Here is a 14,756-nt window from a genome sequence, read left to right as displayed (position 1 = left end):
CGCAGCGCCGGCATCAGGAGTGCGGATTTGACATGATCCGCACCCGGCGTGTTCCCGCAATACAGTATTGCGGCGGGAACGGCCCGAGACGATTTTCGACAATTTGGGTGGCATTAACGATATGGCAGCTAGCGAAGGCACGCGCGCTCTGGATCCGTCCGAGTACATCGCGCACCACTTGCAGAACTTTTCCACCGCGCACCAGACGTCGATTTTCGACATTCACGTGTGGAATCTGGACACCCTTTTCTGGTCGATCGTTTGTGGTCTGGCCACGATCGCCATCCTCCATCTGGCGGCCCGCAAGGCAACGTCCGGCGTGCCGGGTCGTTTCCAGTGCGCGGTCGAAATGCTGGTCGAGATGGTCGAAGATCAATCGAAGTCGATGATCCACGGCTCGCGCACCTTCATCGCCCCGCTGGCACTGACCATCTTCGTCTGGGTCGCATTGATGAATTCGCTCGACTTCATCCCCGTCGATCTGCCGGGCCGCGTGATCGGCTGGCTGGGCCTGTCGCAAGCTATTCCCCATCACCGCATCGTGCCGACTGCCGACCTGAACGGTACGCTCGGCATCGCGCTCGGCGTGTTCGCGCTGATGATTTATTACAACCTCAAGATCAAGGGCGTAGGCGGCTTCGTGCATGAACTGCTGTCGGCCCCGTTCGGTGCGCATCCGCTGCTGTGGATCCCGAACCTTGCATTGAACATCATCGAGTTCGTCGCAAAGACGGTTTCGCTCGGCATGCGGCTGTTCGGCAACATGTATGCGGGTGAGCTGTTGTTCCTGCTGATTGCCCTGCTCGGCAGCATGTGGGGTTTCGGCGCGGACGCGTCAGTGCTCGGCTTTATCGGCCACGTCATCGCAGGCACGGTTTGGGCGATCTTCCACATCCTGATCGTTTTCCTGCAGGCATTCATTTTCATGATGCTGACGCTGGTGTACATCGGACAGGCACACGACAGCCACTAATCACGGCGTGTCGAACGACGAATTGTTTTTAGTTTTGTTTTATTAAATCCCAGTTCCAACCAGTTCTAAAAGACTTTTCACAAAGGAGTGATCATGCAAGCTTTCATCGCCAACATCCAGGGTCTGACCGCCATCGGTATCGGCATCATCATCGGCCTGGGTGCAATCGGCGCCTGTATCGGTATCGGCCTGATGGGCGGCAAGTACATCGAAGCATGTGCTCGTCAGCCGGAACTGATGAACCCGCTGCAAACCAAGATGTTCCTGCTGGCTGGTCTGATCGATGCGGCGTTCCTGATTGGCGTTGGTGTGGCAATGCTGTTCGCGTTCGCGAACCCGCTGCTGTCGAAGCTGGCAGGCTGAGGTTCCTCGGAAGTTTGCGCCTGAGCTATAACTGGTAAAGGCGCAGGGCGGAACGGGCACTTGGGCGCTGATCGAATACAGAATCGATGAGCGCCTTGCCGTTTCACTTTCCGAACTAGCAACGTTTAAGGAAACACCGTGAATCTCAACGCAACCCTGTTTGCGCAAATGGTCGTGTTCCTGATCCTCGCGTGGTTCACGATGAAGTTCGTGTGGCCGCCGTTGATCAACGCCCTCGACGAGCGCTCGAAGAAGATCGCTGACGGTTTGTCGGCTGCTGAAAAGGGCAAGGCGGAACTCGAAGCCGCCCATAAGCGCGTCGACCAGGAACTCGCTCAGGCACGCAACGACGGTCAGCAACGTATTGCTGACGCAGAAAAGCGCGCTGTGACAGTCGCTGACGAAATCAAGGCTCAAGCACAAGCTGAAGCCGCTCGCATCATCGCGCAAGCGAAGGCCGACGCGGACCAGCAAGTCGTGAAGGCGCGCGAAACGCTGCGCGGCGAAGTTGCTGCACTCGCCGTGAAGGGCGCTGAACAGATCCTGAAGCGCGAAGTCGACCAGGCAGCTCACGCTGACCTGCTGAATCAACTGAAAGCCGAGCTCTGATCATGGCCGAACTTGCAACCATCGCCCGTCCGTACGCAGAAGCGCTGTTTGGCGTGGCCGAAGCTGGTGACATCGCCGCCTGGTCCACGCTCGTGCAGGAGCTGGCACAGGTTGCGCGTCTGCCCGAAGTGCTGTCGATCGCCTCGAGCCCGAAAGTAAGCCGCACCCAGGTCAGCGAACTGCTGCTGGCTGCGGTCAAGTCGCCGCTCAAGGACGACGCGCAAGCGAAGAATCTGGTGCAAATGCTGGTCGATAACCATCGCCTGCAACTGTTGCCGGAAATCGCTGTGCAGTTCGAAGAGTTGAAGAACGCCCGCGAAGGGGCGGCAGATGTGCTGATCGTCAGCGCATTCCCGCTCGAAGGCGCGCAGTTGAACGACCTCGTCGCAAGTCTCGAACGCAAATTCAAGCGCAAGCTGAAGCCGACGGTCGAAGTCGACTCGTCGCTGATCGGCGGCGTGCGCGTGACGGTCGGTGACGAAGTGCTCGATACCTCGGTCCGCGCGCGGCTTGCCAGCATGCAGACGGCTCTGACGGCCTGAAGCGCCTAAAGCGCTGAAGCGGCTGGCACGCAACAGAATTGACTATCAGGAGCGAATAATGCAACTCAATCCCTCTGAGATCAGCGAGCTGATCAAGAGCCGGATCCAGGGCCTTGAAGCGAGCGCAGACGTTCGCAACCAGGGCACCGTGATCTCCGTGACCGACGGTATCGTGCGTATCCACGGCCTGTCGGAAGTGATGCAGGGCGAAATGCTCGAATTCCCGGGCAACACCTTCGGTCTCGCACTGAACCTCGAGCGCGACTCGGTCGGCGCCGTGATTCTGGGTGAGTACGAACACATTTCGGAAGGCGACATCGTCAAGACGACGGGCCGCATTCTCGAAGTGCCGGTGGGTCCGGAACTGCTCGGCCGCGTGGTCGATGCACTCGGCAACCCGATCGACGGCAAGGGCCCGGTCAACGCGAAGAAAACCGACGCAATCGAAAAGATTGCACCGGGCGTGATCTGGCGTAAGTCGGTTTCGGAACCGGTCCAAACCGGTCTGAAGTCGATCGACGCGATGGTGCCGGTTGGCCGTGGCCAGCGCGAGCTGATCATTGGCGACCGCCAGTGCGGCAAGACCGCAGTCGCAGTCGACACGATCATCAACCAGAAGGGCAAGAACCTCTTCTGTATCTACGTCGCGATCGGCCAGAAGGCTTCGTCGATCATGAACGTGGTGCGCAAGCTGGAAGAAACCGGCGCGCTGGAATACACGATCGTCGTGGCCGCTTCGGCTTCGGAATCGGCTGCGATGCAATACCTCGCACCGTACGCCGGCTGCACGATGGGCGAATACTTCCGCGACCGCGGTCAAGACGCGCTGATCGTGTATGACGATTTGACCAAGCAAGCTTGGGCATACCGTCAGATCTCGCTGCTGCTGCGCCGCCCGCCGGGCCGCGAAGCTTACCCGGGTGACGTGTTCTATCTGCACTCGCGTCTGCTGGAACGTGCTGCTCGCGTCTCGGAAGAGTACGTTGAGAAGTTCACGAACGGCGAAGTGAAGGGCAAGAGCGGTTCGCTGACGGCACTGCCGGTCATTGAAACGCAAGCAGGCGACGTGACGGCATTCGTTCCGACGAACGTGATCTCGATTACCGACGGCCAGATCTTCCTGGAAACCGACCTCTTCAACGCAGGCATCCGCCCGGCAATTAACGCCGGCGTGTCGGTGTCGCGCGTGGGTGGTGCGGCTCAAACCAAGGTTGTGAAGAAGCTGTCGGGCGGTATCCGTACCGACCTGGCACAGTACCGTGAACTGGCTGCGTTCGCGCAGTTCGCTTCGGACCTCGACGAAGCCACCCGCAAGCAGCTGGAACGCGGTCGCCGCGTGACGGAACTGCTCAAGCAGCCGCAGTATCAGCCGCTGCAAGTGTGGGAACTGGCGGTTGCGCTGTTCGCTGCGAACAATGGTTACCTCGACGATCTGGAAGTCGCGCAAGTGCTGCCGTTCGAAAAGGGCCTGCGTGACTACCTGAAGTCGAAGCACGCTGACCTGATCAAGCGCATCGAAGATACCAAGGAACTCTCGAAGGACGACGAAGGCCTGCTGCATACGGCTCTCAAAGACTTCAAGAAGTCCGGCGCTTATTGATCCGCGAGTGACCCGCAAGGCATAAATGGACATTGAAGCGGCGTGGGCCGCAGGTAACTGAACCCGCGCTGCTTCGATCGCTTTGCATGGGACCCGAGTAACCGCTAAAGCGCTAACTCGGGCCGACAAGGAGCAAGCAATGGCTGGAATGAAGGAAATTCGCGGCAAGATCAAGAGCGTGCAAAACACGCGCAAGATCACGAAAGCGATGGAGATGGTGGCCGCATCGAAGATGCGCCGCGCTCAGGAGCGCATGCGCGCTGCTCGCCCGTATGCCGACAAGGTCCGCGACATCGCTGCGCACATGAGCCGTGCGAACCCCGAGTATCGTCACCCGTTCATGGTGTCGAACGAAGGCGCGAAAATGGCCGGCATCATCCTCGTCACGACCGATAAAGGTTTGTGCGGCGGGATGAACACCAACGTGCTGCGTGCGTCGGTCCAGAAGTTCAAGGAACTGGAAGCTCAGGGCAAGACGATCGAGGCAACTGCGATCGGCACCAAGGGTCTGGGTTTCCTGAACCGTCTGCGCGCCAAGGTGGTGTCGAATGTCGTGCATCTGGGCGACACGCCGCATCTGGAAAAGCTGATCGGCGCGGTGAAGGTGCAGCTCGACCTGTACTCGGAAGGTAAGGTTTCGGCGGTGTACCTCGCGTACACGCGCTTCGTCAATACGATGAAGCAGGAGCCGGTGATCGAGCAACTGCTGCCGCTGTCGGCAGACCAGTTCGAGCGCAAGGACGAAGACGGCACGACACCGAGCACACAGTGGGACTACATCTACGAGCCGGATGCACAGGCGGTGGTTGACGAACTGCTGGTGCGTTATGTCGAAGCGCTGGTCTATCAGGCCGTCGCGGAAAACATGGCATCGGAGCAGTCGGCACGAATGGTCGCAATGAAGGCCGCTTCGGACAACGCGAAGACGGTCATCAACGAACTGCAGCTCGTGTACAACAAGAGCCGTCAGGCCGCGATCACGAAAGAACTGTCGGAAATCGTCGGTGGTGCAGCGGCAGTCTGACCCTAACGGTCAGGCACGCCGCTTCGAGTGCGCCGGTGTGGCGCACCCACCGAAACTGCGCCTTTGCGCGAGTGAAGAATTGAGTATCTAAAGGAAATGCGATGAGTACTACTGCTTTGGTAGAAGGCAAGATCGTACAGTGCATCGGCGCGGTGATCGACGTGGAATTCCCGCGTTCGGACATGCCGAAGATTTACGACGCGCTCATTCTCGAAGGTTCGGAACTGACCCTCGAAGTCCAGCAGCAGCTGGGCGACGGCGTTGTCCGTACCATCTGTCTGGGTGCCTCGGACGGTCTGCGCCGCGGTACGACGGTGAAGAACACCGGCAAGCCGATCAGCGTGCCGGTTGGCAAGCCGACCCTCGGCCGGATCATGGACGTGCTGGGTCGCCCGATCGACGAAGCCGGCCCGATCAACTCGGACGTGGTTCGCGGTATTCACCAGAAGGCTCCGGCGTTCGACGAACTGTCGCCGTCGACGGAACTGCTCGAAACCGGCATCAAGGTTATCGACCTGATCTGCCCGTTCGCCAAGGGCGGTAAGGTTGGCCTGTTCGGTGGCGCCGGCGTGGGCAAGACCGTGAACATGATGGAACTGATCAACAACATCGCTAAGGAACACGGTGGTTACTCCGTGTTCGCCGGTGTTGGCGAGCGTACCCGCGAAGGGAACGACTTCTATCACGAAATGAAGGACTCGAACGTTCTCGACAAGGTCGCGCTGGTGTACGGCCAGATGAACGAGCCGCCGGGCAACCGTCTGCGCGTTGCGCTGACCGGTCTGACGATGGCTGAGCACTTCCGTGACGAAGGTCTCGACGTGCTGTTCTTCGTCGACAACATCTACCGTTTCACGCTGGCAGGCACGGAAGTGTCGGCACTGCTCGGCCGTATGCCGTCGGCAGTGGGCTATCAGCCGACGCTGGCTGAAGAAATGGGTAAGCTGCAAGAGCGTATTACGTCGACCAAGACCGGCTCGATCACGTCGGTTCAGGCCGTGTACGTCCCTGCGGATGACTTGACCGACCCGTCGCCGGCTACGACTTTCGGCCACCTGGACGCAACCGTCGTGTTGTCGCGTGACATCGCTTCGCTGGGTATCTACCCGGCAGTGGACCCGCTCGATTCGACCTCGCGTCAGATCGACCCGAACGTGATCGGCGAAGAGCACTACGCAATCACGCGCGGTGTGCAGCAAACGCTGCAGCGCTACAAGGAATTGCGCGACATTATCGCGATTCTGGGCATGGACGAACTGGCGCCGGAAGACAAGCTCGCCGTGGCGCGCGCTCGTAAGATCCAGCGTTTCCTGTCGCAGCCGTTCCACGTCGCTGAAGTGTTCACGGGCTCGCCGGGCAAGTACGTGCCGTTGAAGGAAACGATTCGTGGCTTCAAGATGATCGTTGAAGGTGAGTGCGACCATCTGCCGGAACAAGCGTTCTACATGGTCGGCACGATCGACGAAGCCTTCGAAAAGGCCAAGAAGATCCAGTAAAGGTCGGGTGTAACGAAGCGGGCGCCGGCCTCGCGCGGATCGGTACTAACTGTACCGGCACGCAAAGCCGGCGCCTCTTACTACGCTCAACAGCCTTGCATGGGACCAGAGCGAGCGCTAAAGCGCCAACTCTGGTCGTGCCTTGCATGGGACCCGAGTAAGCGCTAAAGCGCTAACTCGGGTCGCAACAGGAGTCGATATGGCAACCATTAAAGTAGACGTCGTCAGCGCGGAAGAGCAGATCTTCTCGGGCCAGGCGAAGTTCGTCGCGCTGCCGGGCGAAGCGGGTGAACTCGGTATTCTGCCGGGCCACACGCCGCTCATCACGCGGATTCGTCCGGGTGCGGTGCGCATCGAAGCTGAAAACGGTGAAGAAGAGTTCGTGTTCGTCGCCGGCGGCATTCTCGAAATCCAGCCTGGCGCTGTGACGGTTCTCGCCGACACGGCGATCCGCGGTAAGGATCTCGACGAAGCCAAGGCCGAAGATGCACGCAAGCGCGCGGAAGAAGCGCTGCAGAACACGGGTTCGAACCTCGAATACGCTACCGCGCAAGCGGAACTGGCGTACGCAACGGCTCAACTCGCTGCGATCCAGCGTCTGCGCAAGCTGCGCGGTCAGAACTAAGCATCACGTATCAGAGAGAAAGCAGCCTTTGTGGCTGCTTTTTTTTGACCTCGACTTGACGTTTACGGAAAGGTAAGGGAAATTCGGGTTTTGCTCGTAGCGGGTTGTTGCGAGCCGGTGGCACAATCGGTTTCAAATTCATTTCAATCGAATGGGCGAGCTTCCGCTCACGGAGACAACACCATGGCAACGCACATGTCAGGCGAAGGCGCACTCATCGAACCCAAAGACAATCTGTCGTATGTTCGCGGATCGACCGAGATTCCGTTGAGCGAAGCGCCGCTCGGACAATTTCTGCAGAACACCGCCGCGCGCTTCCCTGACCGCCCGGCCGTGGTGTTTCGTGAGCAAGGAATTCGCTGGACATGGAAGGAGTTCGCCGAAGAAGTGGACGTGTTGGCGTCCGGGCTCCTCGCGCTCGGCATTGAGAAGGGTGACCGCGTCGGCATCTGGTCACCGAACCGGGTGGAATGGCTGCTCACGCAGTTCGCGACCGCGCGCATCGGCGCCGTGCTCGTCAACATCAACCCGGCCTATCGGCTCGCGGAGCTCGAATACGCGCTGAACAAGGTCGCATGCAAGGCGATCATCTCGGCCGAGCGGTTCAAGACGTCGATGTACCTCGAGATGCTGCAGGAACTCGCGCCGGAACTGGCGACGCAAGCGCCGGGCGAACTGCACGCCGCTCGCCTGCCGGATCTTCGCTACGTGATCCGCATGTGCGACACGGAAACGCCCGGCATGCTGACCTTCTCCGACGTGATCGAGCAGGGCCGCGCGACACTCGACGTCGCGAAACTCGATGCCATCGGTGCGACGCTGTCTTGCCACGAGCCGATCAACATCCAATTCACCAGCGGCACGACAGGCAATCCGAAGGGCGCCACGCTGACCCACAGCAATGTCGTCAACAACGCGCGCTATATCGCGATGGCGATGCGTCTAACCGAGCAGGACGGCCTGTGCATTCCTGTCCCGCTCTATCACTGCTTCGGCATGGTGCTGGCGGTGCTGGCGTGCGTATCGGTCGGCGCGAACATGGTCTTCCCGGGCGAGGGCTTCGACCCGGCCGCGACTCTCGCGGCCGTCGCCGAGGAGCAGTGCACCGCGCTGCACGGGGTGCCGACCATGTTCATCGCGGAACTCGATCATCCGACCTTCGCCACCTATGACTTCTCGCGTCTGCGTACCGGCATCATGGCCGGCTCGCCGTGCCCGATCGAGACGATGAAGAAGGTCGTCTCGAAGATGCATCTGAACGAGATCACCATTGCCTACGGCATGACGGAAACGAGTCCGGTGTCCTTCCAGAGTTCGACCACCGACCCACTCGACAAGCGCACCACGACGGTCGGCCGTATCCAGCCGCATCTGGAAGTGAAGATCGTCGATCCGCTCGGCGCGATCGTGCCGGTGGGCGAGACGGGCGAACTGTGCACCAAGGGCTATTCGGTGATGCAAGGCTACTGGGGTGACGAAGCAAAGACGCGGGAAAGCATCGTCGACGGCTGGATGCATACCGGCGATCTGGCAACGCTCGACGCCGAAGGCTACTGCAACATCGTCGGCCGCCTGAAGGACATGCTGATCCGCGGGGGCGAAAACATCTATCCGCGGGAAATCGAAGAGTTTCTGTTCCGCCATCCGAAGATCCAGAGCGTGCAGGTGTTTGGCGTGCCCGACGCGAAGTACGGCGAGGAAGTATGTGCCTGGATTGTATTGCGCTCAGGCGAGCAGGCCACAGCTGAGGACATCCAGCAGTTCTGCCAGGGCCAGATCGCGCATTACAAGGTGCCGAAGTACATCCGCTTCGTCGACGAACTGCCGATGACGGTGACCGGCAAAGTGCAGAAATTCATCATGCGCGAACGGATGATCAGCGAGTTGAAGGTGAAGGAAGACAAGACGGCCTGATGGCTATGCGGGTCGGGCGCCGCACGTGAATTCGCGCGACGCCGGCCGGCATTTTTGGGAAAACCGTTTGCATTGGAATGAGCTCTGCAGGCAGCAAATCAGGCGGCTGGATCAGCCGAAAAATCAGCCTGCCAGGAAGCTCGCAAACGTTTGACCAGACGAAAAAAAAGCGGGCCTGGAGCCCGCTAAAAACCACACGCTACGGGGTTAGCGCGAGGAGACCAAAGATGGAACCAACTGAGACGACGACCCTGCGTCGACTACGGCCCCAGCAGGGATGCCCCTTCACAGGGCTTCGGCATACGCCGACCGGCAAGTGCATCGTATCCGCTCACACCACGCACCCAGCCACATCCGTGTTGAAACCGTTGAGGGCATTGTGGGCGAATTAACCTACGAGCGCGGTAACAAAGTGTTTCAGGTTGTAACGCCCGTCCGATAAGGCGCCACGGGACTTATTTCCAATTTTAAACGTTTTAAACGTAATTTTTACCGATGACTGACAGGCAATTTCATACGGCTGATTGATGCTATTCGCGACGCATAGTGCAGCGCAATCCGTTCAGTCGATTCCGCATGAAATGGTTGCACGCTCATCTTTTTTCGAAAGGATGGGCCGTGTTACAGGCCCTCCCAGCGTCAGCAGGCAGCATTGTTCACGGCCAAGCGATCGTGCTGCAATGCGGCATTTCACGCATGGGGGAAGCACTCGGCCGTCTCCCAACAATCCTTCTACTTCAGCCACTTGTCCGAGATCGCCTGATACTCGCCGGTCGCGCGCGCAAGGTGCAGCCACTGGTCGACGTATTGCTGGAACGTCACATCGCCGCGCGGCAGCAACCAGGCCTTCTCGCCGTACTGGAACGGCTTGTCCGGATGCACCGAGCAAAGACCCGGATTCAGCTTTTGCTGCAACAAGGTCTCGGACGCATCCGTCACCATCACGTCGGCCTTGCCGGCAAGGATCTGTTTGAAGATCGTGACGTTGTCCGGGTAGACGGTCAGGTTCGCGTGCGGGAAATACTGTTTGGCGAAGCGTTCGTTGGTGCCGCCCGGATTGACGATCACACGGGTCGCCGGCTGGTCGATCTGCGCCACCGTCTGGTACTTGTTGACGTCGTCACACCGAACAATCGGCGTCTTGCCGTCGATCATGTACGCCTGGGTGAAAAACGCGCGCTTCTGGCGCTCCAGCGTCGGCGAAACACCGCCCACCCCGATGTCGCACTTCGCGACGAAGTCGTTCATCAGGTTTGGCCACGACGTCTTGACGAATTCCGCCTTTACGCCGAGCGATTTGGCGAGCGATTCGGCCATGTCGATATCGATGCCTTCGAACTGACCGTCTGCCTTGTAAAACGAGTAGGGTTTGTAGTCGCCGGTCGTACAGGCGCGCAACGTGCCGCGCGCGAGGATTTCATCGAGCCGCGAGGGTGCTGCGGCGGTAGCGCTGGTCTGCGCCTGGGCCACGCCCGTGTGCATCAAAACACCGGCCAATACGCCGAGCAGTGCGAGTGCAGCCTTGTTCATCGAGTCTCCTTGCTTATGCGTAATTTTGTGCGTAATTGTTTGGTAAGGCCGTCGGATGATAGCCCGGCAATTCACGCTTGAACATTAGCCGTTCAGCTGAGTCATGACGCCGCACGGGGCAGCAAAGAAGCCGGCCGCAAGTAAGGTGCGCGACAGTTATTGCCCGCATCAAGCGCGATGCGACGAGCCGGGTCCGGTAAAATGCCCCTTTGCCTTCAGTCGTACGCAACGTGGCCCATAAACTCCTGAACGACACTTTCCTGCGCGCGCTGCTGCGCCAGCCGACCGACTACACGCCGATCTGGCTGATGCGGCAGGCTGGCCGCTATCTGCCGGAATACAACGCCACGCGGGCTCGCGCGGGCAGTTTCCTCGGTCTGGCGAAGAACCCGGCGTACGCAACGGAAGTCACGCTGCAGCCGCTCGAGCGCTATCCGCTCGACGCCGCGATCCTGTTCTCCGACATTCTGACGGTGCCGGACGCAATGGGCCTGGGTCTCGAATTCGTTGCGGGCGAAGGTCCGAAATTCGCCCGGCCGGTGCGCACGGAAGAGGATGTGGCACGCCTCGCGGTGCCGGATATCGACGCCACGCTGCGCTACGTAACCGACGCGGTGCGCGAAATCCGCACCGCACTCACCGACGCGCAAGGCGGTCAACGCGTGCCGCTGATCGGTTTTTCGGGCAGCCCCTGGACGCTGGCGTGTTACATGGTGGAAGGGAGCGGTTCGGCGGACTTCCGCACGGTCAAATCGATGTTGTACGCACGCCCGGACCTGATGCACCGTATTCTCGACGTCAATGCGAAGTCGGTGGCGGCGTACCTGAATGCGCAGATCGAAGCCGGCGCGCAAGCCGTGATGATTTTCGACACGTGGGGCGGGGCGCTCGCGGACGGCATCTACCAACGCTTTTCGCTGCAGTACATCCAGCAGGTTGTGAGCCAGTTGAAACGCGATCACGACGGCGAAAAGGTGCCGGTGATCACCTTCACGAAGGGCGGCGGGTTGTGGCTCGACGAGATCGCCGATATTGGCGTGGACGCGGTCGGCCTCGACTGGACGGTGAACTTGAGCCAGGCACGCGAGCGCGTGGGTAGCAAGGTGGCGCTGCAAGGCAATATCGATCCTTCGGTGCTATTTGCGCCGCCGGCTGCGATCCGCATGGAAGCGCGCGCCGTGCTCGACAGCTTCGGCAATCATCCTGGCCACGTTTTCAATCTCGGCCACGGCATTTCGCAATTCACGCCGCCGGAGAATGTTGCCGAACTCGTGGACGAAGTCCATCGTCATAGCCGCGCGATTCGCAGCGGTGCGCATGCACCAAGCTGACGCCGTAAACGTTGTCATTTTTGCTGCAACGCAGCGAACTGGGCTCTCGCTCTAAGGGAATATTTGTAGTCAACGGGCCGTCAGATGGCGGTCCCGCGAAAGTCAAGACTTGACTTATGCACATTGATCACGCTGCGGCGCGGTAGAAGCTTTCGTCGTGCCCTGGCCCTTGCACATTGCGGGCGCATTTGATCTAAGCCTTGTCTGGCAAGGGTTTCGCGGGGTCGCGACAAAATGAGCGGAAACCCACAGAAGGCCGCTGCGGCGCGGTTCCCGGCCCTTCTGAACGAAGTTCTCAACAAAGTTATCCACAGGCACGCGGACCGATTGCAATTGTTCAGCCGAATCCAAAACTTAGCGCCGAAATTGAAGTTTTACTTTAACTTCGATGGGTTCGCCGTTTGCGCAATGTGCACCGTGACGCTGCGTCGCACCGCATCCCTTGACCTGATCCACCCCGCTGCGTGAGTGACGTGTTCGTCCGCGTTGCGCTGGATCATCCGCTGCCGACTTTGTTCGACTACCGCTGTGACACGCCCGAGCGCGTCGCGCCGGGCATGCTGGTGAGCGTGCCGTTCGGCAAGCGTCACGTGGTGGGTCTCGTCTGCGAAGTGACCACTCACAGTGACGTGCCCGCTGACCGTCTGCGGGCGGTCAGCCATGTTTGCACCGCCTGCCCGCCCGTGTCGGCCGAGTGGCTCGCGCTCACAGCTTTCGCCGCCGACTACTATCAACGCGGCCTCGGTGAAGTGGCGCTGCCCGCCTTGCCGCAGGCCCTGCGTGATGCCTCACGCTGGTCGCGTCTGTTCGCACCGGAAGAGCGGTACAGCCTGACGGTGGCGGGTCGCACCGCGTTGCCGGAAACGTTGCCCACGCGCGCGAGCGCGTTGCGCAAGCTTGCCCAGGCCTTGGCCGAGGCCGAATTTCTGATCGCTGGAGACGCGCGCGCGCTCCACCCCAAAGCCATCACAACCCTGGATGCATGGCAAGCCGAAGGCTGGGTTGCGCTGGAGGTGATCGAAGCCGCCGAGGTGCTCGCCACCCCCGCATCACCGGATACGCCCGCACCCACCCTGCCGACCCTCACCGACGAACAGGCGAGCGCAGTCGAAGCGATCCGCGACGCGAACGGCTTCGCACCGTTCCTGCTGCATGGCGTGACGGGCAGCGGCAAGACCGAGGTGTATCTGCGCGCGCTCGCCGAGATTCTGGCGGCGAAGCCCGACGCGCAGGCGCTCGTCCTCGTCCCCGAAATCAATCTGACGCCGCAGTTCGAGTCGGCCTTTCGTGCGCGTTTTGCCGCGCTCGAAGGCACGTCGATCGTCACGCTGCACAGCGGCCTCGCGGAAGGCGAACGCGCCCGCAACTGGTTCGCGGCGCATACCGGACGCGCCCGCATTGTGCTCGGCACGCGGCTGGCGGTGCTCGCCTCGCTGCCGGAACTGGCGGTCATCGTCGTCGACGAGGAACACGACCCGGCCTATAAGCAGCAGGAAGGTCTGCGCTATTCGGCACGCGATCTGGCGATCTATCGCGCCAAGCAACTCGGCTTGCCGGTCGTGCTCGGTTCGGCCACGCCGTCGCTGGAAAGCTGGTGGCAGGCGGATCAGGGGCGTTATAAGCGTCTCACCCTGTCGCGCCGTGCCGTCGCCGAGGCCGTCCTGCCGACCGTCAGGCTGATCGATCTGGAAGAAGAGCGCAGGCGCGGGCGGGCCTCGGTGGAGGGTTTGTCCGGGCCGTTGATCTCGGCCTTGAAGGCGCGGCTCGAGCGCGGTGAGCAAAGTCTCGTGTTCCTGAACCGGCGCGGCTACGCGCCACAGCTCGCCTGCGATGCCTGCGGTTGGGTGGCCGGCTGTCCGCGTTGCAGCGCCTACGTCGTGTTGCACAAACCCGAGCGCGCGCTGCGCTGCCACCACTGTGGGTGGGAATCGCGCATTCCACGTTCGTGCCCGGAGTGCGGCAACGTCGACATTGCACCGATGGGGCGCGGCACGCAACGCGTCGAAGAAACGCTGGCGAGCGCGGTACCCGGCGCCCGTGTGTTGCGTATCGACGCTGACAGCACGCGCCGTAAAGGCAGCGCGCAGGCGCTGTTCTCCGATGTGCACGCCGGCGAGGTCGACATTCTCGTCGGCACGCAGATGATCTCGAAGGGCCACGACTTCCAGCGGGTCTCGCTGGTCGGCGTGCTGAACGCCGACACCGCCTTGTTTTCCCACGACTTCCGCGCGAGCGAACGCCTCTTTGCGCAATTGATGCAAGTGAGCGGTCGCGCGGGCCGCTCCGGGTTGCCGGGCGAAGTGCTGGTGCAGACGCGCTATCCGCGCCATGCGCTGTATCACGCGCTGGGGCGCCATGACTACGTCGGCTTTGCCAATTCGACGCTGGCCGAGCGGCGCGACGCCCATCTGCCGCCGTTCGTGTATCAGGCTTTGCTGCGCGCCGAGGGCCGCACACTTGAAGCCGCGATCGCCTTCCTGCAGCAGGCCGCCGCAGCGCTGACAGAGATCCCGGCCGCCGGGCGCGTGACGGTCTATGACGCCGTGCCGCTCACCATCGTCAAAGTGATGCACGTGCATCGCGCGCAATTGCTGATCGAGAGCGCGTCGCGGGGCGCGCTGCAGGCCACCTTGCGCGCATGGCAACCGATGCTGCGCGGCCTGAAAGGCGTGCTGCGCTGGAACCTCGAAGTCGACCCGCTCGATATCTGACGCCTGGCCTCTAGGCCTCTACGCCCTTATGCCGCACC

Annotated in this window: 12 protein-coding genes; 11 read left to right on the top strand and 1 reads right to left on the bottom strand. The window is 61.0% G+C overall.

Annotated elements, in window-relative coordinates:
* Positions 1-121 precede the first annotated feature (121 nt).
* From atpB to PQQ96_RS07630, 9 genes are all read left to right on the top strand, one after another.
* Positions 122-973, top strand: a complete 852-nt coding sequence (atpB, locus tag PQQ96_RS07670; RefSeq protein ID WP_408290518.1) for a F0F1 ATP synthase subunit A — start codon at positions 122-124, stop codon at positions 971-973.
* Positions 974-1,066: 93 nt separating this feature from the next.
* Positions 1,067-1,336 carry a F0F1 ATP synthase subunit C gene (gene atpE / locus PQQ96_RS07665; protein WP_007180033.1) on the top strand — a complete coding sequence of 90 codons (270 nt, stop codon included), beginning with the start codon at positions 1,067-1,069 and terminating at the stop codon, positions 1,334-1,336.
* 138 nt (positions 1,337-1,474) lie between these two features.
* On the top strand, positions 1,475-1,945 hold the full coding sequence (locus PQQ96_RS07660) for a F0F1 ATP synthase subunit B (RefSeq protein ID WP_074281809.1): 471 nt from the start codon (positions 1,475-1,477) through the stop codon (positions 1,943-1,945).
* Between the two features lie 2 nt (positions 1,946-1,947).
* Complete coding sequence (locus PQQ96_RS07655; protein WP_408290516.1) at positions 1,948-2,487, top strand: F0F1 ATP synthase subunit delta; 540 nt, start codon at positions 1,948-1,950, stop codon at positions 2,485-2,487.
* A 58-nt stretch (positions 2,488-2,545) separates the two neighbouring features.
* Positions 2,546-4,087, top strand: a complete 1,542-nt coding sequence (gene atpA, locus PQQ96_RS07650) for a F0F1 ATP synthase subunit alpha (RefSeq protein ID WP_408290514.1) — start codon at positions 2,546-2,548, stop codon at positions 4,085-4,087.
* A 139-nt stretch (positions 4,088-4,226) separates the two neighbouring features.
* Positions 4,227-5,111, top strand: a complete 885-nt coding sequence (gene atpG / locus PQQ96_RS07645) for a F0F1 ATP synthase subunit gamma (protein ID WP_408290513.1) — start codon at positions 4,227-4,229, stop codon at positions 5,109-5,111.
* Positions 5,112-5,212: 101 nt separating this feature from the next.
* Positions 5,213-6,607 carry a F0F1 ATP synthase subunit beta gene (atpD, locus tag PQQ96_RS07640; RefSeq protein WP_074281813.1) on the top strand — a complete coding sequence of 465 codons (1,395 nt, stop codon included), beginning with the start codon at positions 5,213-5,215 and terminating at the stop codon, positions 6,605-6,607.
* Positions 6,608-6,806: 199 nt separating this feature from the next.
* Entirely contained in the window at positions 6,807-7,232 is a 426-nt protein-coding gene (locus tag PQQ96_RS07635; RefSeq protein WP_012434800.1) for a F0F1 ATP synthase subunit epsilon, read from the top strand.
* A gap of 183 nt (positions 7,233-7,415) precedes the next feature.
* The gene (locus tag PQQ96_RS07630) at positions 7,416-9,146 is read left to right on the top strand and encodes an AMP-binding protein (RefSeq protein WP_408290511.1); all 1,731 of its coding nucleotides are present in this window, start codon (positions 7,416-7,418) and stop codon (positions 9,144-9,146) included.
* Between the two features lie 732 nt (positions 9,147-9,878).
* On the opposite strand, the gene PQQ96_RS07625 is transcribed toward PQQ96_RS07630, so the two are convergent.
* Positions 9,879-10,676 (bottom strand): transporter substrate-binding domain-containing protein, encoded by a 798-nt coding sequence (locus tag PQQ96_RS07625; protein WP_408290510.1) that lies wholly within the window; start codon positions 10,674-10,676, stop codon positions 9,879-9,881.
* Between the two features lie 230 nt (positions 10,677-10,906).
* Between PQQ96_RS07625 and hemE the strand changes: the two genes are divergently transcribed.
* Together hemE and PQQ96_RS07615 are read left to right on the top strand one after the other, a co-directional pair.
* The gene (gene hemE / locus PQQ96_RS07620; protein ID WP_408290508.1) at positions 10,907-12,007 is read left to right on the top strand and encodes a uroporphyrinogen decarboxylase; all 1,101 of its coding nucleotides are present in this window, start codon (positions 10,907-10,909) and stop codon (positions 12,005-12,007) included.
* Positions 12,008-12,471: 464 nt separating this feature from the next.
* Positions 12,472-14,718, top strand: a complete 2,247-nt coding sequence (locus tag PQQ96_RS07615; RefSeq protein WP_408290506.1) for a primosomal protein N' — start codon at positions 12,472-12,474, stop codon at positions 14,716-14,718.
* The last annotated feature ends 38 nt before the right edge of the window (positions 14,719-14,756 follow it).

The sequence above is a fragment of the Paraburkholderia sediminicola genome (assembly GCF_046027825.1).
In the GTDB taxonomy this organism is placed as follows: Bacteria; Pseudomonadota; Gammaproteobacteria; order Burkholderiales; family Burkholderiaceae; genus Paraburkholderia; species Paraburkholderia sediminicola_D.
This window is presented reverse-complemented; position numbering and strand designations above follow the sequence as displayed.